Annotated in this window: 11 protein-coding genes; 9 read left to right on the forward strand and 2 right to left on the reverse strand. The window is 73.7% G+C overall.

Translation table 11 applies throughout. From position 1 onward, the window contains the following. Positions 1-117 precede the first annotated feature (117 nt). The 6 genes from JJI54_RS08270 (at position 118) to bcsD (ending at position 12,454) form a co-directional block, all read left to right on the forward strand. Positions 118-1,170 carry a glycosyl hydrolase family 8 gene (locus JJI54_RS08270; RefSeq protein ID WP_203072496.1) on the forward strand — a complete coding sequence of 351 codons (1,053 nt, stop codon included), beginning with the start codon at positions 118-120 and terminating at the stop codon, positions 1,168-1,170. Between the two features lie 115 nt (positions 1,171-1,285). Then, positions 1,286-2,371 carry a hypothetical protein gene (locus JJI54_RS08275; RefSeq protein ID WP_203072497.1) on the forward strand — a complete coding sequence of 362 codons (1,086 nt, stop codon included), beginning with the start codon at positions 1,286-1,288 and terminating at the stop codon, positions 2,369-2,371. A 19-nt stretch (positions 2,372-2,390) separates the two neighbouring features. Continuing rightward, positions 2,391-3,191, forward strand: a complete 801-nt coding sequence (locus tag JJI54_RS08280; RefSeq protein ID WP_092961557.1) for a cellulose synthase operon protein YhjQ/BcsQ — start codon at positions 2,391-2,393, stop codon at positions 3,189-3,191. Next, complete coding sequence (gene bcsA, locus JJI54_RS08285) at positions 3,188-8,050, forward strand: UDP-forming cellulose synthase catalytic subunit (protein WP_203072498.1); 4,863 nt, start codon at positions 3,188-3,190, stop codon at positions 8,048-8,050. Before JJI54_RS08280 ends, bcsA begins: the two co-directional genes overlap by 4 nt. Then, the gene (locus JJI54_RS08290; protein ID WP_203072499.1) at positions 8,047-11,961 is read left to right on the forward strand and encodes a cellulose biosynthesis protein BcsC; all 3,915 of its coding nucleotides are present in this window, start codon (positions 8,047-8,049) and stop codon (positions 11,959-11,961) included. The genes bcsA and JJI54_RS08290 overlap by 4 nt, the downstream gene beginning before the upstream one ends. Before the next feature lie 13 nt (positions 11,962-11,974). Continuing rightward, positions 11,975-12,454 carry a cellulose biosynthesis protein BcsD gene (bcsD, locus tag JJI54_RS08295; protein WP_203072500.1) on the forward strand — a complete coding sequence of 160 codons (480 nt, stop codon included), beginning with the start codon at positions 11,975-11,977 and terminating at the stop codon, positions 12,452-12,454. A 66-nt stretch (positions 12,455-12,520) separates the two neighbouring features. Here the strand turns inward: bcsD and JJI54_RS08300 are convergent, their stop codons facing one another. Together JJI54_RS08300 and JJI54_RS08305 are read right to left on the reverse strand one after the other, a co-directional pair. Then, complete coding sequence (locus JJI54_RS08300) at positions 12,521-14,569, reverse strand: hydantoinase/oxoprolinase family protein (protein WP_226381567.1); 2,049 nt, start codon at positions 14,567-14,569, stop codon at positions 12,521-12,523. Between the two features lie 3 nt (positions 14,570-14,572). Further along, positions 14,573-16,219 carry a hydantoinase B/oxoprolinase family protein gene (locus tag JJI54_RS08305; RefSeq protein ID WP_226381568.1) on the reverse strand — a complete coding sequence of 549 codons (1,647 nt, stop codon included), beginning with the start codon at positions 16,217-16,219 and terminating at the stop codon, positions 14,573-14,575. A 131-nt stretch (positions 16,220-16,350) separates the two neighbouring features. On the opposite strand from JJI54_RS08305, the gene JJI54_RS08310 reads away from it, so the two are divergent. From JJI54_RS08310 to JJI54_RS08320, 3 genes are read left to right on the forward strand one after another with little or no spacing between them, the layout of a single operon-like run. Further along, on the forward strand, positions 16,351-17,877 hold the full coding sequence (locus JJI54_RS08310; RefSeq protein ID WP_203072501.1) for a hypothetical protein: 1,527 nt from the start codon (positions 16,351-16,353) through the stop codon (positions 17,875-17,877). A gap of 20 nt (positions 17,878-17,897) precedes the next feature. Continuing rightward, entirely contained in the window at positions 17,898-19,394 is a 1,497-nt protein-coding gene (locus JJI54_RS08315) for an AMP-binding protein (RefSeq protein ID WP_203072502.1), read from the forward strand. Continuing rightward, the gene (locus JJI54_RS08320; protein WP_318987466.1) at positions 19,391-20,809 is read left to right on the forward strand and encodes a DHA2 family efflux MFS transporter permease subunit; all 1,419 of its coding nucleotides are present in this window, start codon (positions 19,391-19,393) and stop codon (positions 20,807-20,809) included. Before JJI54_RS08315 ends, JJI54_RS08320 begins: the two co-directional genes overlap by 4 nt. The last annotated feature ends 3 nt before the right edge of the window (positions 20,810-20,812 follow it).

Genomic DNA, 20,812 nt, shown 5'->3' on the forward strand with positions numbered 1-20,812 from the left:
GAGCCGGCTCCGATTAAATTACAACCTATACGGGTATTCTGCTAGATTCCGGACAGAAAAAGTTGTTGATTGGGGTGGTCAACCTCCCCTTCACCCACCACTGCGACCCTGGAGCCCATGCCGAGCCCCCGCCTCCGTCGCCGCGCCCTCCTCCTCACCCTCGCCGCGCCGGCGCTGGGCGCCTCCGGCATCGGGCTGCGGGCGCTGGAGGCCGCGGAATGGCAGGCCTTCTGCACCCGCTTCCTGGAGCCCGACGGGCGGGTGGTGGATGGCGGCAATGGCGGCATCTCCCACAGCGAGGGCCAGGGCTGGGGCCTGCTCTGCGCCGAGCGGGCGCATGACCGGGATGCCTTCGACCGCATCTGGGGCTGGACGCGGCGGACGCTGGCGCGGCGGGGCGATGCGCTCTCCTCCTGGCGCTGGCGGCCGGAAGGCACGGGCGGCCTGGTGGATGACCCGAACAACGCCACCGATGGCGACCTGATGATCGCCTGGGCCCTGCTGCGCGCCGCGCAGCGCTGGCCGGACGGGGATTATGCCGGGCAGGGCGCCGCCATCGCGCGCGACATCCTGCGCCTGCTGGTCCGCCAGGTGGGGGAGGAGACGGTGCTGCTGCCCGGCGTCGCCGGCTTCGAGCAGCGGGACCATGTGGTGCTCAACCCCTCCTACTACGCTTTCCCCGCCATGCGGGCCCTGGCCCAGGCGGTGCCCGATCCGCTCTGGTTGCGACTCGCGGCGGATGGGCTCTCCCTGCTGCGGCGCGCGCGCTTCGGCCGCTGGGGGCTGCCGGCGGATTGGGTGGCGCTGCCGCGGGGGGGCGGCCGGCCCGCCCCGGCGCCGGGCTGGCCCGCCCGCTTCTCCTATGATGCGGTGCGGGTGCCGCTCTACCTGGCCTGGGCGGGGCTGGGGCGGGAGCCCGCGGTGGCCAGCGCCGTGCGCTTCTGGCTGGACCCGCAGCATGCCCGCCTGCCGGCCTGGACGGACCTGACCTCCGACAGCGTCTCGCCCTACGCGGCCTCCCCCGGCATCCGGGCGATCGTGCTCGTCGCCACGGCGCGGCAGGGTGCGATTGGTACACCTTTTCCGATCTTGCCTACAGTGGATGAGGCTAAGGACTATTATTCAGCCGTTTTGACCCTTCTAGCGCGTCTCGCTTGGAGAGATTCGTGATCGCGTAAAAACTGACGATGATTTCGAGACGGGGATTGGCTATTCCCTTAACGGCCAGGGCACGGCATGTTGCATTGCAATCGGGGGTTCATTGCTTATGGCGCAGGATACGGATGTGGCACGGGTGGCCGCCGCGTTGCGTGCCCCGGCCATCCGGTATCGTAGTTTCGGTAACGAACCGGTCCGGACGCCCCTGCCCGCGCCGGAACCGGATGGCTATGCGCTGCTCGGCGCCATGACGCAGGCGGCGGAAACGCCGCAGGAACAAGCACTTCCGCCCGCCGAAGCCTGGCAGCCCCCGCCCGCGGAACCCGCCCCGCCGGCCTGGCCGGAACCCCCGCCCGCCCCGGCCTGGCCGGAACCCCAGGCCCCCGCCTGGTCCGCCGCCACGGCACCCGCCTGGCCGGAGCCCGCCGCCCCGGCCTGGCCCGACTCGCCCGAGCCCGCCCCCCGGCCGGAGCCGCAGGGGCCGTCCTGGGCCAATCCCGCCCTGCCGCCGCTGCCGCCGCTGCCGGCGGAGCATGCCTGGGTGCCGCCGCCCCCGCCGGCACCCGCGCCGGCGCCCGCGCCCGCGCCCATGCCCGTGGCGGCACCGCGCCCCGAATTGCCGCCGCTGCCGCCGCTCCGCGCCCTGCCGCCGCTGCCGGAACCCGTGGCCGCGCCGGTCGCGGCGCCCGTGGCCGCGCCCGCCGCCGCGCCGGGCTGGACCCCCGCCGCGCCGGAACCGGCCCCGCCGCCCCCGCCCGCACCCCCGCCGCCGCCCGCGCCCGCACCCCCGCCGCCCGCACCCGTCGCCGCTTCGCCCGCCGCCCGGCCGGGGGTGGAGGCGATGACGCTGCTGCGCGCCGCGGACCTCGTCGCCCCCCTGCCGCCGCCGCCCCGCACCGGCCTCACCACCCTTGCCGCGCTGTCCACCGCGGCGCCCGGCGGCTCCGCCCCCACCGGCGGCGCGCTCAGCCTCTTCCCGCTGATCGAGGCGCTGGACCTTCCGGGCGGGATGCCCGTGCGCCGCGATGGCCCCGCGCCCGCCGCGCCGCCCACCCTTCCCGCCCTCCGCCCGCGGCCGGCCCTGGTGCCGGCGGCGGATGTCGAGATGCCGCTGCCCGACCTGCTCCGCCTGCTCGCGGCCGGGGCCGCGGGCGCGGCCGATGCCTATACCGCTATGCGCCGCCCCCCGCGCGCAGACCGGCCAACGACTTGACCGGAGGCTTCCTTCGTCCATGCCCCTGATCTGCTTTGCCTCTCCGAAGGGCGGCGTCGGCAAGACGACCCTGGCCGCCAACCTGGCCGATGCGCTCCAGCGCGACGGCCGGCGCGTGCTGGTAATGGATTTCGACCCGCAGAACACGCTGCGGCTGCATTTCGGCGTGCCGCTGACCGACATGGGCGGCTTCACCGCGGACCTGCCGCGCCGGCCGGACTGGCGGTCCTGCGTGCGGGAGACGCCGTCGGGCGTCATGGTCCTGCCGCATGGCGCGATGGAGCTGCGCGGCGCGCTCGGCCTGGCCGCGGCGCTGGAGCGTGACCCGGACCTGCTGGCCGCGCCCATGCGCGCCATCCTGGCCGATCCCGGCCTGACCGTCATCGCCGATACCTCGCCCGGCCCCTCCCACGCGCTGGCGGTGCTGGTGCCCATGGCCTCCATGGTCGTTGCCGTGCTGCAGGCGGAAGCGATCAGCGCCGCGCTGATCCCGGACATCGACAGCGGCCGCTTCCTCGGCTCGGGCACCATGGCGGCGCTCTTCGCCGGGCGGCTGCGCGTCGTGCTGAACGAGGTGGATCTGAACTCCCGCCTCTCCCGCGCCGCCGCCGATGCCGTGGCGCGGCACCTCGGCCCGCGCCTGCTCGGCGCCGTCAGCCGGGACGAGACGCTGGCCGAGGCGCTGGCCATGCAGAAGCTGGTGCAGGAGATCGCGCCGGACAGCCGCGCCGCGGAAGACATCCGCGGCATCGCCCGGGCGATCGAAGCCGCGCTGCCGAACGCGCCGGAGAGCTTCGGCCTCGGCTGGGGCGCCCGATGAGCTTCGGCCAGGCGCTACGCCACGGCCGTGCCTTCCGCGGCGGGATCTGGGCTCGCCCCTGGATCTCGCTGCCGATCATGGTGCTCGCCGCCCTGATCGGGACCACCTTCATCGTGGCGCCACTGGACGCCGAACAGCAGGCCTGGCTCGCCGTCGCCGGCTTCCTCCTGTACCTGGTGGCGGACCGCATTCCGGGACGGGGGATGACGATCTTCATCGTCCTCGTCTCCGTCCTCGTCTCGCTGCGCTACATCCATTGGCGGCTGGTCGATACGCTGGAATTCACCAGCTTCTCCCAGACCTTCCTCGGCACCGGGCTGCTGCTGGCGGAAGTCTACGCCATCTCCACCATGCTGCTCGCCTATCTCCAGGTCATCTGGCCGCTGGACCGCAAGCCGGTGCCGCTGCCGGAGGATCCGGAGGAATGGCCCACCATCGACGTCTTCATCCCGAGCTACAACGAGCCGCTGGAGGTGGTGAAGCCCGCCATCTACGGCGCGCTGGCCATGGACTGGCCGCGCCACAAGATGAACGTCTACCTGCTGGATGACGGGCGCCGCGACGAATTCCGCCGCTTCTGCGAACAGGTCGGCTGCAACTACGTCATCCGCGCCGACAACAAGGGCGCCAAGGCCGGCAACATCAACGCCGCGCTGAAGAACACCACCGGCGAATACATCGCGATCTTCGATTGCGACCACGTCGCCACCCGCGCCTTCCTCCAGCTCACCGTCGGCTGGCTGCTGCGCGACCGCGACCTCGCCATGGTGCAGACCCCGCACCATTTCTATTCGCCCGACCCGTTCGAGCGGAACCTGGCCTCCGGCCAGCGCGTGCCGAACGAGGGCCTGCTCTTCTACGGCCTGGTGCAGCAGGGCAACGATCTCTGGAACGCCACCTTCTTCTGCGGCTCCTGCGCCGTCATCCGGCGCGAGGCGCTGGAGGAAGTGGGCGGCGTGCCGACCGTGACGGTGACCGAAGACTGCCACTGCTCGCTGAAGATGCAGCGGCGCGGCTGGCGCACCGCCTATCTCCGCATCCCGCTCGCCGCCGGCCTCGCGACCGAACGCCTCATGCTGCATATCGGCCAGCGCATGCGCTGGGGCCGGGGCATGATCCAGATCCTGCGGATCGAGAACCCGATGACGGCGGAAGGGCTCCGCTTCGCGCAGCGCTGCTGCTACTTCATGTCGCAGTTCCACTTCCTCTTCCCGCTGCCGCGCTTCGTCTTCCTGACGGCGCCGCTGGCCTTCCTGCTGTTCGGCGAAAGCATCATCGCCGCCAGCCCGCTGGCGATCCTCGCCTATGCCGGGCCGCACATCCTGCATTCCGTGGGCGCGACCAGCCGCCTGTCCGGCCATGTGCGCCACAGCTTCTGGTCCGAGATCTACGAGACGGTGCTGGCGCTCTACCTCATCCCCGTCATGCTCGCGACGCTGCTCGACCCGAAGAAGGGCAAGTTCAACGTCACGGACAAGGGCGGCACGCTGCAGGAAGGCTTCTTCGACCTGCGCGCGGTCGGCCCCAACATGGTGCTGACGCTGGCGCTGATCGCGGGCCTGCTGTCCGGCATCTACGGCCTGACGACGAACCCGGTGGAGAGCCTGGATTTCCAGGCCTTCGCGCTGAACTTCGTCTGGGCGCTGCTCTCCTTCGTCGTGGTGCTCGCGGGCCTCGCGGTGGGGCGCGAACGCCGCCAGGTGCGCGAACGCGCGCGCGTCGGCGCCGTGGTCGCGGCCAATGTCGTGCTGGCCGATGGACGGGTGCTGGAGGGGGAGACGATGGACCTCTCCCTCGGCGGCGCCGCCGTCACGGTGGACCGGCCGGAGGAGGTGGCGGACGACGCCGCGGTGACGCTCGAACTCGATGTCGGCTCGGAATGGGTGGCGATCCCGGCGGAGATCCTCCGCTGGACCGATGGGCGGCTGCAGGTGCGCTTCGCGGCGCAGACGCTGCATGACGAAGGCAATATCGTTCGCGCGGTCCTCGGCCGCGCGGATGCCTGGGTGGATTGGGACGACGTGCGAGAAGACAAACCCCTCCGCAGCCTGGCGGAGGTTGCCCGCTCGATCGGCGGCCTGTTCCGGGGCGACAGCCAGTTCTCCTTCTTCGTGCGCCGCAGCCGCCAGCCCAAGAAGCCCGCCGTCCGCATCGTGCCGCCGCCGGGCACGGAAGGCGCCGACAGCATCGCGGCCGGGGAAGCCGCGGCGCCGCCCGCGCCCACGCGCCGCCCGCGCGGCGAAAGCAGCGTCCGCCGCGCCGCCGCCATCGCGCTGATGCTCGCCCTCGGCGCGCCCGGCATCGCGGCCGCGCAGGTGAACCTGCGCGGCGCGCCGCCGCCGCCCTCCCCCCTGCAGCCCGGCCCGCAGGGCCTGCCGATGACGCTGCCGCCGCAATCCCCGGGCACCGGCACCTTCGGCGCGCCGGCGGCGGGCCAGCCGCTCACGCCCGGCACGGGTTCGCCCTTCGCGCCCCCGGGCGCGGGGTCGCCCCTCACGCCCCCGGGCGCGGGTTCGCCTTTCGCGGCCCCCGGCGCCGGCACCGCGCCCACCTCCGGCGGCTTCGCGCCCCCGGCGCCCGCCCTGGGCGGCGGGCTTCTCACCACCCCGCAGGGCACGGGCGCCGCGGCCCCGCAGCCCGGCGGCCCGCTGCCGGCGGCGCAGCCGGGCTTCCTCGGCGGCGTGCCCATGGTCGGCAGCTTCGGCTCCCCCACCGGGGACGGCTCCTCCCGCACGGAGACGCGGACGCTCCGCCAGCTCGGCCTGCGCGCGCCCATGCAGATGCGCGGCACCTCGGACCTCCAGGGCGTGCTCTTCGGCGTGCGGGGGGATGAGGTCGTGACGGCCGCGCGCCTCGTGCTCCAGGGCGCGACCAGCCCGGCGCTGATCCCGGAATACAGCCAGATCGCGATGTCGCTGAACGAGCAGTTCGTCGGCGTCATCAACCCCGACCGCAACCGCCCCGCCTTCGGCCCGCTGGAATTCCCGATCAACCCGGTCTTCTTCGCCGACCTCAACCGCCTGAACTTCCGCTTCACCGGCCGCTACACGGTGGAGTGCAACGACCCGCTCTCCGGCCTGCTCTGGGCCAACATCTCCGACCTCTCCACCCTGCAGGTGACGCTGGAGCGCCTGCCCCTGCAGCGCGACCTGGCCCGCCTGCCGGAGCCCTTCTTCGACCCGCGCCTGCTGCGGGAGCCGCTGATCCTGCCGGTCGTGGTCTCCGAAGGCGCGGGCAATGATTCGCTGAAGGCCGCGGCCTCCGTCGCCTCCTGGTTCGCGGTGCAGGCGGACTACCGCGGCGCAAGCTTCCCCGTCTCCTTCCAGCTGCCGCCCCGCGGCAACACGGTGGTGATCGCCGCCGGGAACGAACAGATCGCCGGCATCAACCTGCCGCGCTTCGATGGCCCGACCCTGGCCCTGGTGCCGCATCCCTCCGACCCCTACAGCCTGCTGCTGATCGTGGGCGGGCGCACCGGCGCGGAAGCCGCGCAGGCCGCGACGGTGCTGGCCGGCAGCAAGGAAGCCCTGGCCGGGGAGGTTGCGGTGGTGCAGCCCATCACCCTGCCGCCCCGCCAGCCCTATGACGCGCCGCGCTGGATCCGCAGCGACCGCCCGGTGCGCTTCGGCGAACTGGTCGATCCCAGCGAATTGCAGGCCTATGGCTACGCGCCGGGCCCGATCGCGCTGCCCTTCCGCACGGCGCCGGACCTCTACACCTGGCGCGGCCGCCCGCTGCCGGTCGATCTGCACTACCGCAGCCCCCCCGGCCCGATCATGGATGTGGCGGTCTCGCGCCTCGATGTCGCGCTGAACGACATCTACCTGCGCAGCCTGCCGCTCAGCCCGCCGGAAGCGCCCTGGCCGATCAACCTGCTGAGCCGCCAGATCGGCCAGGCGGACCGGCAGAGCTCCCGCTTCGGCCTGCCGGCCTACCTGATCTTCGGCATGAACGAGCTGCAGCTGCGCTTCGACATGCGGCCGATGCATCGCGGCGACTGCGTGGCGGTGCCGGCGGATGTCCGCGCCTCGATCGACCCGGACAGCACGATCGACCTGACGGACGCCTACCGCTTCACCACGCTGCCGAACCTGGCCTTCTTCGCGGGATCGGGCTTCCCCTTCACGCGCATGGCCAATTTCAGCGAAACCGCCGCGGTGCTGCCGGAACGGCCGAACACGGTGGAGCTGTCCTCCTTCCTGACGCTGGTCGGGCGCCTCTCCTCCCATGTCGGCCATCCCGCCACGGGGATGGAGGTGGTGCGGCCCGGCGGCATGGAAGCCGTGGCGGCGCGGGACCTGCTGGTGATCGGCACGCTCGGCCGCCAGCCCGCGCTGAACACGCTGCTGCGCGACGACGGGCCGGTGAAGCTGGACGGCAACCGCCTCTCCGTCGCGCTGCCCGACACGATGGAGAGCTTCCGCAACCTGTTCCTGGGCGATGAGCCCCGGATCGCGCGTGAACAGGCCTCCGCCCTGCTCAGCTCCACCGGCGATGGCCTCGGCATCCTGATGGGCTTCGAAAGCCCGCTGCGCTCCGGCCGCTCCGTCGTGGCGCTGACCGGCACCACGCCGCAGGGGCTGGAGATGATGCTGGCCGCGCTGCGCGACCCCGAGCAATCGCCCCGCATCCAGGGCGACCTCGCCATCCTCAGCGGCGGGCGGATCAGCAGCTTCTCGCTGGGCGGCCACTACACGGTCGGCAGCCTGCCGCCGCATGTCTGGCCGCAATACTTCATGTCCACCAGGCCCGACCTGCTGCTGCTCCTGCTCGTCGCCTCCTGTGCCATCGTCGCCATCCCCGCCTATTGGGCGCTGCGCCGCCGCGCCGCGATCCGCCTCCGGACCCGCACGACATGATGTTCCTGCGAACCCCGACCCGCCCCGGCCTGCGCGCCGCCCTGCTCGGCACCGCGCTGCTCGCCACACCCGCGCTCGCCCAGGAACGCGGCGTGGCGGCGCTGCTCGACCAGGCGAATTACTGGAAGCTGCAGAACCGGCCGGACCAGGTGATCCGCACCCTGGAACGCGTGCTGCAGGTGGATGCGCGCAACGCGGATGCCCTGTCCGGCATCGCCGAAGCCCAGGCCCAGCTCGGCAACACCGCCCAGGCGCAGGATGCCCTGGCCCGGCTGCGCGCCACCGCGCCGGCCGATCCGCGCACCATGCAGGCCGATGCCGCCGTCCGCACCTCCACCGTCGATGCCGCGGCGCTGGCGCAGGCGCGGCAGCTGGCCCAGGCCGGGCGCAACGCGGAAGCGGTGGAACGCTACCGCCAGATCTTCGCCGGCGCCCCCATCCCGGACACCTTCGCCCTCGAATACTACCAGACGCTCGCGGGGACCGAGGCCGGGTGGCGCGAGGCGCGGGACGGCATCGGCGCCCTGGCGCGCCGCGCGCCCAGCAACGTCGCCATCCAGCTCGCCAACGCGCAGATCCTGACCTACCGGGAGGAGACGCGCGCCCAGGGGATCGAGCAGCTGCGCCGCCTCTCCGGCCAGGGCGACAACCAGCAGAGCGCCTCCGCCGCCTGGCGCCAGGCGCTGACCTGGCTGGGCGATGGGCCGGAAGCGGTGCGGCCGCTGGAAGGCTACCTGCAGCAATTCCCGGATGACGCGGAAATCCAGCGCCGCCTGGAACTGGCGCGCAACCCGCCGCCGACGCCGGCCGACGATATCGGCCTGAACCGCGTCGCCGGCTGGCGCAACTTCAACGGCAACCGGCTGCGGGAGGCGGAGGAGAACTTCAACGCCGTCCTGGCGCTCGATCCCAATGATGCCGATGGCCTGGGCGGCCTCGGCCTGATCCGGCTGCGCCAGGGCCGCCAGGCGGATGCGCGCCGGCTGCTGATGGCGGCGATCGAGGCCGATCCCTCCCGCCGCTCCTCCTGGGAACGCGCGCTGCAGGGGGCTTCCCAGCGCGGCGGCCCGGGGCAGGGCGGGGGCGGCGGCGCGCCGGGCCCCGATATCCAGGCCGCGCGCAACCTGGTCGATGCCGGCAACTTCTCCCAGGCCGAGGCGCTGCTGGCGCGCATCACCGCCCGCAATGGCGGCGACCGGCCGGATGCGGAAGCGCTGCTGGGCGACATCGCGCTGCGCCAGGGCAATGCGGGGCTGGCGGAGCAGCGCTACCGCGCGGCGCTGGCCCGCCGCGGCAATTTCGGCGCCGCCATGTCGGGCCTCGCCAATTCCCTCCAGGCCCAGGGCAAGTTCGCGGAAGCCGAGGAGGTGTTCCGCCGCATCGGCGGCACCAACGCCCCCCAGGTCCGCGCCGATGCGCTGCGGGCCGAGGCGCAGCGCACGGATGACCCCGCCGCCGCCGCCGCCCTGCTGCGCGCGGCCGTGCAGAACGACCCCTCCAACCCCTGGCCGCGGCTCGACCTGGCGCGGCTGCTGGCTCGCAGCGGCCAGGGCGCCGATGCCCGCGCGCTGATCGACGGCACCGTCGCCAGCCGCGCGACGCCGGACACGATCCACGCCGCCGCCATCTTCGCGAGCGAGCAGTCCCGCCCGGCGGAAGCCGTGCGCCTGCTGGAACGCATCCCCGCCAATGTCCGCACCGCGGACCAGTCGCGCATGCTGGGCTCCATGCGCATCCAGGCGCAGGTCGCCGCCGCCGCCGCGCTGGCCAGCCAGGGCCGCCGCCAGGAAGCGCGCCAGCAGCTCCTCGCCATGGCGTCGCGCCCCGATCCCTCGGGTGAGGTCGGGCCCGCCGTGGTGCGCGCGCTGAACGCCATGAACGACCCGCGCGGCGCGCAGGAAGCCGCGCGGCTCTACGCCATCAATGCCCGGGCGCAGCAGCCGGCCACCCAGCTGGCCGCCGCCGGCGCGCTGATGGAAGCGGGGCTGGACCAGGAAGCGGCGCAGCGCGCCACCCAGATCGACCCGAACCGCCTGACGGCGGAACAGCGCCGCACGGCGAATGGCCTGGCCTCCGGCCTGTCGATCCGCGCGGCGGACCAGCTGAATGCCCGCGGCGACCGCGCCACGGCCTTCGACGTGCTGGTGCCGACCCTGCAGAACGACCCCGCCAACCCCGCCGCCAACCTGGCCCTCGCCCGGCTCTACCAGGGCGCGCGGGACCATGAGCAGGCCGGGCGCATCGCCGATGCCGTGCTGTCGCGCAACCCGCGCGACACGGATGCCCGCACCGCCTCCCTTGATGCCGCCGTCGCGGCGCGGGACTGGGCGAAGGCCGAGGCCCTGATCAGCGAGGGCCGCGCGCTGATGCCGAACGATGCGCGCATCCCGCTGCTGGAAGCGCGCCTCGCCCGCGCCTGGGGCGACCAGCGCCGCGCCCAGGCCGCGCTGCAGCAGGCCGCGCAGCTGCGCCGCCAGCAGATCGGCCTCGATACCCAGCCGCCCAGCGTCATCACCGGCGGCGTGCTGCCGCAGGCGACGCTGCCGCAGCAGCGGGTGACCCCGGGCTATGAGAACCCCTTCCGCCGCACGCCGCTGGCGGGGCAGGACCTCTCCCCCGCGCAGCTGCAGATGACGCAGGCCAGCCAGGGCCTGGCCCCCGCCGCCCCGGGCATGCAGGGGATGCAGTTCGCCCAGGCGCAGCTCCAGCTGCCGAACCAGGCCGCCCCCACCGCCGACCCCCTGCTGAGCGAGATCAACCGCCAGCTGGGCGAGGTGCGGGAGGAAGCGGCGCCGCGCATCAACCCGGCGCTCGGCATGCGCGTGCGGTCCGGCGATTCCGGCATCGACAAGCTGAACGAGAGCCATGCGGGCGCCGAGGGCAGCATCGCCATGCCGGGCGTCGGCGGCCGGCTGACCGCCCGCGTCAGCGCCGTCAGCCTTGATGCCGGGGACCTCTCGCCCCAGCTCGGCTCCATGCGCCGCTATGGCGGCTTCCCCACCACGCTGCCGGGCAGCAACGGCACGCTGACCTCCCAGCAGGCCGCGCAGGCCGGCAATACGGGGTCCAGCCAGTCCGGCGTGGCGCTGGGTGCGGCCTATTCGCGCCCGGGCTTCACGATCGACCTCGGGACCACGCCGCTCGGCTTCCTGCAGGAGAATTATGTCGGCGGCATCGAGATCGCGCCCGAGATCGGGGACGGCGTCCGCCTGCGCCTGACCGCCGAGCGCCGGGCGATGACGGACACGCTGCTCTCCTGGGGCGGGCGGCGCGACCCCGTCACCAGCACCGTCTGGGGCGGCGTGGTGCGCACCGGCGGCCGCGCGCAGATCGAGTTCAGCAGCGGCGAGACGAATTTCTACATCGCCGGCGGCTACTTCGCCTTCGCCGGCGACGGCGTCGCGGAGAACAGCCGCATGGAGGCCGGCGCCGGCTTCCAGACGCCGCTCTGGCGCACGGCGAACGAGGAACTCGTCACCGGCCTCGACCTCGTCTACTTCGCCTATGACAAGAACCTGCGCTTCTTCACGCTGGGCCATGGCGGCTATTTCAGCCCGCAGAGCTTCATGTCCGCGAACGTGCCGCTGGATTATCGCGGCCGCTCCGGCGACCTCTCCTACCGCCTCGGCGCCACCATCGGGCTGACCACCTTCACGGAGGACCGCACGGCGGTCTTCCCGAACGATGCCGCCCGCCAGGCCGCGCTGGCCGCCGCCGCGGCCTCCGACAGCTCCATCAACGCCTTCTATGCCGGCCAGACCAAGACCGGCCTGACCGGCGGGCTGCGCGGGGACATCGAATACATGCTGACGCCGCAGCTGCGCATCGGCGGTGCGCTGCGCTTCGACCAGGCGGCGGATTGGAGCGAGACCCGCGGCCTGGTCTATGCCCGCTACCGCTTCGACCGCTGACCGGGACGCGCGCATGAACGAGAAGACCCCGGCGGATGCGCTGACCGCCGCCTACCTGGCAAGGCGCGGCGTCTCCACCCAATGGCGCGCCTTCCTGCGCGCGCTGGTGGAAACGCTGGACGCGCATCTGGACGAGGCGGGCCGCGCCTCCCTGATGCACATCATCGGCCGCCGGATGGCGGAGGCGATGCCGCTGCGCCATTGCGACACGCTGTCGGGGCTGGAAGCCCAGGTGAACGACGTGCTGGCCGGCGCCGAATGGGGCTTCTGCCGCCTGGCGGTGGATACGGAAGCGCGGCGCCTGGTCATCACCCACCTGGCCGCGCCCGCCATCGGCACGGGGGCGGATGCGGAAGGCAGCTGGATCGGCGCGGTGCTGGAAGGGCTCTGGAGCGGCTGGATGGCCGAGCAGCCCGGCGCGGACCCGGCCATGGCCGTGGTGGTGGCGACCGCCGCGCCGGGGGAGACGGTGCTGCACTACGCGAAGGGGTGAGTCCCGGGGAAGGCGCCGCCTTCCCCGGACCCCTACCGCCAGGGGCGTGACGCCCCTGGACCGTCGTCAGCCGACCACCACCTCCAGCCAGCCGCGCGCATCCAGCCGCGCCACATCGCCGGGCAGCAGCAGCACCGTCGTCGTGTCGCTCTCCACGATCGCCGGGCCGGGCACGGGCTGGCCGGGGGCGAGCGCCGTGAAGGCGAATACCGGCAGCTCGGCCATGGCGCCCGCCACGAAGGCGCGGCGCGTCGCGATGGGCGCGGCGGGCGGCACCTCCGGCAGCAGGGGCGCGGGCAGGGGGGGCAGCCGGCCCACCGCGGCCACGCGCGCCGTCACCAGCACCACCTCCTCGCCGCGCAGCGCATAGGTGAACAGCGCCTCATGCCGCGCGTGGAAAGCCTCGGCCAGCGCCGCGGGCAGCCCTTCCGCGTCCCAGTCCACGGCGTCCAGCGGCACGCCGACCTCGAAAACCTGTTCCCCGTAGCGCATGTCGGCGCTGCGGCGGATGGCGGGATCGCCCGCCATCCACTGCGCCATGCGCGCCCGCGCCGCCGCCTCCAACTCGGCGAACAGCGCGCGGATCGCGGGCTCGTCCGGCAGCCCCGCGGCGCCGACCAGGCTCCGGGACACCTCGTAGCGCAGGTCCGTCTGCAGCATCCCCCAGGCCGAAAGCCCCGCCGCCAGCAGCGGCACCGCCACCCGCCCCATGCCGAGGTCCCGCGCCACCGCGCTGGCATGCAGCCCCGCGGCACCGCCGAAGCTCAGCAGGGTGAAGCCGCGCGGATCGACGCCGCGCCGCACCGTCGCCACCCGGATGCCATCCGCCATCGCCACATTGGCCAGCGCATGGATGCCCGCCGCGCAGGCCAGGCGGTCCAGGCCGAGCCTCGCCGCCAGCCGGTCCACCGCCGCCTCCGCCGCCGCCCGGTCCAGGCTCCGCGCCCCGCCGAGGAAGCGGTCGGGGTCGAGATAGCCCAGCACGAGGTTGGCGTCCGTCACCGCGGGCTCCACGCCCCCGCCGCCATAGCAGGCCGGCCCCGGCACGGCGCCCGCGCTGCGCGGCCCGACCCGCATCATGCCGCCCGCGCCCACATGGGCGATGGACCCGCCGCCCGCGCCGAGGGTCACGATATCCAGGCTCTCCAGCGCGATGCGCTCGCCCCCCACCACGCGGCCCCGGCCGAGCGCGGCTTCCGCCCCCTCGATCAGCGCCACATCGGTGGAGGTCCCGCCCACATCGAAGGTGACGAGGTTGTCCCCGAGCCCCGCCCGCGCCAGCGCCAGCCCCGCCGCGACGCCCCCCGCCGGGCCGGACAGCGCCGTGCCCGCCGCGAGCCGCGCCGCTTCCGCCACCGGCGCCACCCCGCCATGGGAGAGGATGACGAAGAGCGGCCCGTGGAAGCCGGCCTCGGTCAGCCTTGTCTCCAGCCGCGCGAGATACCCCGCCACGATGGGACCGACGGCAGCGTTCACCACGGTGGTGGAGAAGCGCTCGAATTCCTTGATCTGCGGCAGCACGTCGCTAGACAGCGTCACATAGACGCCGGGCATCGCCGCGCTCACCGCCGCGCCGGCCGCGCGTTCATGCGCGGGATCGCGCCAGGAATGCAGCAGGCAGACCGCGACGCCCGCCACGCCTTCCGCCTTCAGGGCCGCGATGGCGGCATCCAGCGATGCCGCATCCAGCGCCGTCTCCACCGCGCCATCCGGCCGGATGCGCTCCCGCAGCGGCAGGCGCAGGCGGCGCGGGACCAGGGCAGGGGGGACGGGCAGGCGGAGGTCGTAGCGTTCCGGCTTCAGCCCCTCCCGCATCTCGATCACGTCCCGATGCCCCTCGGTGGTGATCATGCCGATGCGCGCCGTGCGGCGTTCCAGCAGCGCGTTGGTGGCGACGGTCGTGCCGTGCACCAGGCGCTCCGTCACCTCCAGCATCTCCGCCACCGTGACATGCAGCATGGCGGCCAGCACGGAGAGGCCATCCAGCACGCCGCGGGACTGGTCATCCGGCGTGGTCGCGGCCTTGGCCAGCAGCGTCGCGCCATCCGCGCCCACGCAGACCACGTCGGTGAAGGTGCCGCCGACATCGACGCCGATGCGATAGGGACCCATCATGGCTCAGACCAGCCCTTCGCGCTTGTCGGCCTCGATCGCGGCGGGATCGCGCGCCGCCTTGTCGCCCCAGCCGCCGCCGCCGCCGGATCGCACCACCAGCCGGTCCCCGGGCCGCAGCACCACGCCGGCCTCCTTCGTCTTCAGGTCGCGCTCGCTGCCATCGGCGTGGCGCAGCGTGTAGTGGTGGGGCGCGCCATCCTCGCCGCCCAGCATGCCGGCCGCGCCATGGCGCACGCCATCGCCCGCGGTGTTGGCCCGCGCCTCGCCCGCCGTCTCGATCCGCAAATCGAGTTCCGCGCCGAGCCCCCCGCGATACTGCCCCGCGCCGCCCGATCCCGGCCGCAACTCGTGATGCGCGAAGAACAGCGGAAAGCGCGCCTCCGCCATCTCCACGCTGCCGAATTTCAGCCCGCCGGCCGAATGCCATTCACCGACCGAGGACCAGCCATCCCCCTTGGCATGCCCGCCGCCGCCCGGCCGCGCATGGAACAGGTGCCACACGAAGCGCCGCCCCGCGCGGCGCGGGTCCGTGCCCTGGATCGCGACGCGGAAGCGCCGCCCCCAGCCGCCCATGGCGCGGTCCGGGCAGGCCGGCGCCAGCGCCTTCACGATCGCCTCCACGATCTCGTTGGAGCAGTGGCTGGTGCAGAGCGTCACCGCCGCGCCGGGCCGCGCATTCACGACGGACCCTTCCCGCGCCACCAGGTCCAGCGCGCGGAAGGCGCCGTCATTCTTCGCGACCTCGGGATCCAGCAGATAGGCCAGCGCCATCCGCGCGGCCGACAGCGTGTTGGGCCAGGAGGAATTGACGAAGCCCCGCACCTGGTCGTCGGAGCCCGAGAGATCGACCGAGACCTGCCCGCCGCGCTTCGTCACCTTCGCGCGGATGGTGATGTCCTCCACGCCATGCCCGTCATCATCCAGCACGGCCTGGCCCTCATAGTCGCCATCCGCCCAGCCCGCGATGATCCGCCGCGCATGCGCCTCCGACAGGTCGAGGATGGCATCGACGGCCGCCGCGAGCCTCGCGCCGCCATGGCTCGCCAGCAGCGCATCCATCCGCTTGGCGCCGAGCCGCGCCGCGCCCCACATCGCCATCAGGTCGCCGGTGAAGTCGCGCGGGATGCGGGTGTTCAGCGCCAGCATGCGCACCAGGTCCTCGCGCAGCGCGTCACCCTCGCCGAGCCGGATCGGCGGGATGCGGATGCCCTCCTGCCAGATTTCCGACGCCGCCGGGTTGTAGCCGCCATGCGTCGCGCCGCCGATGTCCGACTGGTGCGCACGCACGACGGTCAGGAAGCGGAGGATCGCGCCCTCGAAGACCGGCTGGATGATCGTGAGGTCCGGCAGGTGCGAACCGCCATGCCAGGGGTCGTTCAGCAGGTAGCACTCGCCCGGCGCGATCCGGTCCCCGAAGGCGTCCAGCACCGCCTTCGCCGCCAGCGGCATGGCGCCGACATGGACGGGGATGTGGTCCGCCTGCGCCACCAGCCGCGCCTGGTCGTCGCAGAGCGCAATGGAGAAGTCGCGGGAGGAGTTGAGGATCTGGGAGGTGGCGGTGCGCAGCAGCGCCTCCCCCATCTCCTCCACCACCGCGCGGAAGCGGTTCTCCAGCACGGCGAGGGTCACGGGATCGGGCATGTCGGTCATGGGGCGCGACGGTCCCGCCCCCTCGCCGGGGCGTCAAGGGAGGGTCCGGCGCGCGCGATCCCGTGATCATCTCGCTCCCGAACCTTTGGGGGGCTGGCGCGCTTCGGCGGGCGGAAGGGCATGGGGACCCGATGTTCGTCACGCGGATGGCCACCGGCGCCAGGGGCAGCCGGCCACGGATCGGGTCGCGCTGGCGCTGGGTTCTGGCGCCCCTTCTCCTCCTCCTCCTCCCCGTCCTGCTGCGGGCCATCGCGCTGCGCGCCAGCGTGGTGGATCCGGATGAGGGTCTCTACCTCGTCCAGGCCATCGCGTGGCTGAAGGGGGGCTGGCCCTACCTGGCGGTGTGGGACATGCACCCGGTCGGCGCGCCCGCCCTGCTGACCGCCGCGGTGGCGCTGGTGCCCGGCCCGCTGCTCGCGCTGCGCCTGGCGGGCATGGTGGCGGTGGCGGCGACGGCGCTGCTGCTGATGCGCCTGCTCCTCCGCCTCGGGGCCAGCCGGGCGGCCGGCTTCGCGGCCGGGCTGCTCTATGCCTGCCACACGCTGGTGCTGGGCGGGCTCGCCACCAACACGGAAATCCTCTTCGCCCCCTTCATGGTCGCGGGCGCGACGCTGATCCTGGCGGAGACGCTGTCCCCCCGCGCGCCGCGGCCGGGCCGGGTCTTCCTCGGCGGCCTCTGCTTCGGCGGCGCGCTCTGGGTCAAGCAGGTGGTGGGGCTGGAAGCCTCCGCCCTCTGGCTCACCCTGGCCGGGGTGGCGCTGGCGGAAGGGCGGGCGGGCATCCGGCAGGTGCTGTGGCTGGCGCTGGTCTTCGCGCTGGGCTGCGCGCTGCCCACGGCGCTGACGGCCGCGGCCTATGCCGCCATGGGCGCCTTCGGGGAATGGTGGAACAGCAACGTCACCGTGCTGCTGACTTATGCGGCGGTGGAGGATGGCTCCCCCGGCCTGCGGCGCGGCCTGGCGGCGGTGCTGGGCTTCCTGCTCTGGCTGCTGGCGGCGGCGGCGCTGCTCGCCCTCGCCCCGCGCCCCGCGCTCCGCCGCGCCGCGCTGCTGCTGCCCTGGCTCGGCGCCGCGGCGGTGCAGGCGATCGCGCCCGGCAAGTATTTCGACCACTACTTCCTGATGCTGCTGCCCCCCCTCTGCGCCCTGGCGGCGCTGGGGCTGGAGGCCGCGGCCCTGCGCGCCGCCCGGCGCGGCACGCGCGCGGCCGCGGTGGTGGCGCTGGCCGCCGCCATCGCCGCCCTGCCGGTGGCGACCGTGCTGCTGCCGCGCCTCGGCCATGGCTTCGGCTGGCGCATCCCGGACCCGCCCGCCCAGGTCGCCGCCATCGCGCGGGCGGAGGTCTCGGCCGGGGAGGCGCTCTATGTCGCGAACTGGCACCCCGTGGTCTATGCGCTGGCGGGGCTGGATCCGCCGACGCGCTTCGCCTTCCCCACCCATCTGGCCGGGCTGCACGCGCCGCTGACCGGCTTCGACCAGGATGCGGAACTGGCCCGCGTGCTGGCCCTGCCGCCGCGCATCATCGTGATCGCCCCCTCCCGCTGGTGGCTGGTGCGCCCGGAAGCCCGCGCGACCATCGAGGCCGCGCTGGTCGGCTATGACTGGATCGCGGCCATCCCGGATGGCGAAGGGCTGGTGGAGGTCTGGCGGCGCCGCTGAGCCCGCCGCAAGATGGGCCGATGCCGCGCCCCGCTACCCTTTCCCGACTGCTGGAAGCCACCGCCCATCGCTGCCCGGATGCGCTGGCGCTGGGCGGCCTGACCTGGGCGGAGGTCGCCGCCGCGGTGCGCCACCTCGCCGGCGGGCTGGCGGAAGCCGGCATCGGGCCCGGCGACCGCGTCGCCATCTTCCTCCCCAACCGGCCCGATTTCCTGCTGCTGCTGCTGGCCCTGGCCCGTCGCGGCGCCACCGCGATCCTGCTGAACACGCGCTTCCGGTCGGCCGAGATCGGCAATTTGCTGGAACGCGCCGCCCCCAAGGCCATCGCCATCGCCCGCGACTTCCCCGCCGTGAACGCGGAAGCGGTGCTGGAAGCCGTGCCCCCGGCGCAGCGCGCCTCGCTCCGCCTGGTGCTGGTGATGGATGGGCGCGGCATGGACCGCATCCTGGACCTGCCGGTGAAGCGCCGCGCGACGCTGCTCTCGGCGCCGGAGGCGCCCGACCTGGCGACGCCGGAGGCCGAGTGCCTCACCTACACCACCTCCGGCACCACGGCCGGGCCGAAGCTGGTGCTGCACCGCCAGGCCTCCATCGCGGGGCACGCGGCGGATGTCGCGGCGCGCATCGGCACGGCGCAGCCCGGCGCCGCCCTGCTGGCCGCCGTCCCGCTCTGCGGCACCTTCGGGCTCTCCGCCGCGCTGGCCGCCATGGCGGGCGGCGCCGTCATCGCCTGCATGGAACGCTTCGACGCGGCGGAAGCCGATGCGGCTATCCGCGCGCAATGGATCACCCACATGGTCGGCGGCGACGAATTGCTGCTGAAGCTGGCGGAGGCCGCGAAGGGCCGCCCCTACGCCCCCTTCGCCTTCACCGGCTTCGCCAATTTCCACGGCCAGGCGGAGCGCGTGATGGAGGCCTCCGCCGCGCTGAACCTGGCGGTGCGCGGCGTCTACGGGTCGTCCGAGGCCCAGGCCCTCTTCGCCCTGCAGGACCCCGCGGGCCTGCATGCCGCGCTGGGCGGCGGCCTTCCCGCCAGCGCGGAGGGCGCCTTCACGCTCGCCGAGGATGGCGAGCTGCTGCTGCGCGGCCCCTCCCTCTTCGACCGCTACCTCGGCGACGAAGCCGCGACGGCCAGGGCCCGCACCCCCGATGGCTGGTTCCGCACCGGCGACCTCGCCACGGCGCAGGAGGGGGGCGGCTTCGCCTTCGTGACGCGCCGCGGCGACGCGCTCCGCCTCGGCGGCTTCCTCGTCTCCCCGGAGGAGATCGAGGCCTTTCTCCAGAGCCAGCCCGGCGTCGCCGCCGCGCAGGTGGTGGAGCATGAGGGAAAGCCCGTCGCCTTCGTCATCCCGGACGATGGCTATGACGAGGCCGCCGTGATGGCCGCCTGCCGCGCCAGCCTGGCGCGCTTCAAGCAGCCCGACCGGATCGTGGCGCTGGACGCCTTCCCGGTCACGGATGGCCCGAACGGCCCCAAGATCCAGCGCGCCGAGCTTCGCCGGATGGCGGCCGGGTGAGCGCACCCGCCGCGCAGCGCGACCCGCGCACGGTCGCGGCCATCGTCGCTTCCGCGCTGTTCATGCAGAACCTCGACAGCTCGGTGGTCGCCACCGCGCTGCCCGCCATGGCGCGGGACCTCGGCGTGGATGCCGTGCATCTCTCCGTCGCCATCACCTCCTACCTCGTGGCGCTCTGCGTCTTCATCCCCGTCTCCGGCTGGGTGGCGGACCGCTTCGGGCCGCGCCGCGTCTTCATGGCGGCCATCATCGTCTTCACCGCCGCCTCCGCCCTGGTCGGCCTGTCCCAGGGCATGGGATCGCTGGTCGCGGCGCGCATCCTGCAGGGTATCGGCGGCGCCATGATGGTGCCGGTCGGCCGCCTGCTCCTGCTCCGCCGCGTGCGAAAGGAGGAACTGCTGACGGCCATGACCTGGCTGACCATGCCGGCCCTGCTCGGCCCGGTCTGCGGCCCGCCGCTCGGCGGGTTGCTGACCGATGCCGTCTCCTGGCGCGCGGTGTTCTGGATCAACCTGCCCGTCGGCCTGCTCGGCCTGGCCCTGGTCTGGCGCTTCATCCCGGAGGTGGAGCGCCAGGACCCCGGGCCGCTCGATGCCAAGGGCCTGACGCTCTGGGGCCTGGCACTCGCGCTGCTGGTCTCGGGGCTGGAGACGATCGGCCGCGGCGTCGTGCCGGGCTGGGCGACGGGGGCGATGATCCTGGCCGGGCTGATGGCCAGCATCGCCGCCGTGCTGCATTCCCGCGCCTCCGTCCGCCCGGCGGTCGATCTCTCCCTGCTCTCGGTCCGCAGCTTCGGCGTGCCCATGGTCAGCGGCACGCTGTTCCGCGCCGGCGCGGGGGCTGTGCCCTTCCTGCTGCCGCTGTCGCTGCAGCTCGTCTTCGGGCTCTCGGCCGGGGGCAGCGGGCTGGTGACCTTCGCCACCGCGCTCGGCGCCATCCTGATGAAGCCGATGATCCGCCCGCTGCTGCGCCGCTTCGGCTTCCGGCGCATCCTGATGGTCAATGTCGTCCTCGCCTCGGCCGGCGTCGCGGTCTGCGCCGCCTTCACCCCCGCCTGGCCGATGGTCGCGATCTTCGCGGTGCTGGCATTGGGCGGCCTGTCGCGCTCCCTGCAATTCACCTCCATGGCCACCCTCTCCTTCGCCGATGTGCCGCAGGAGAAGCTGGCCGCCGCCACCGCCATGTCCGGCACCATCCAGCAATTCTCCGTGGCGCTGGGCGTGGTGCTGGGGTCGCTGTCGCTGGAGGCGGGGATGTGGGCCAGCGGCCAGGCCACGCCGCAGCTCTGGGAATTCCAGCTGGGCTTCCTCATCGCGGGGCTGGTGATGCTGGCCTCCTTCCTCGGCGTGGCGCGCCTGCCGGCCGATGCCGGGGCGCGGGTTTCCGGGCACCAGGGCGGCGCGAAACGCGCGTAACCC

Source organism: Falsiroseomonas ponticola (assembly GCF_016805305.1).
Taxonomy (GTDB): Bacteria; Pseudomonadota; Alphaproteobacteria; order Acetobacterales; family Acetobacteraceae; genus Falsiroseomonas; species Falsiroseomonas ponticola.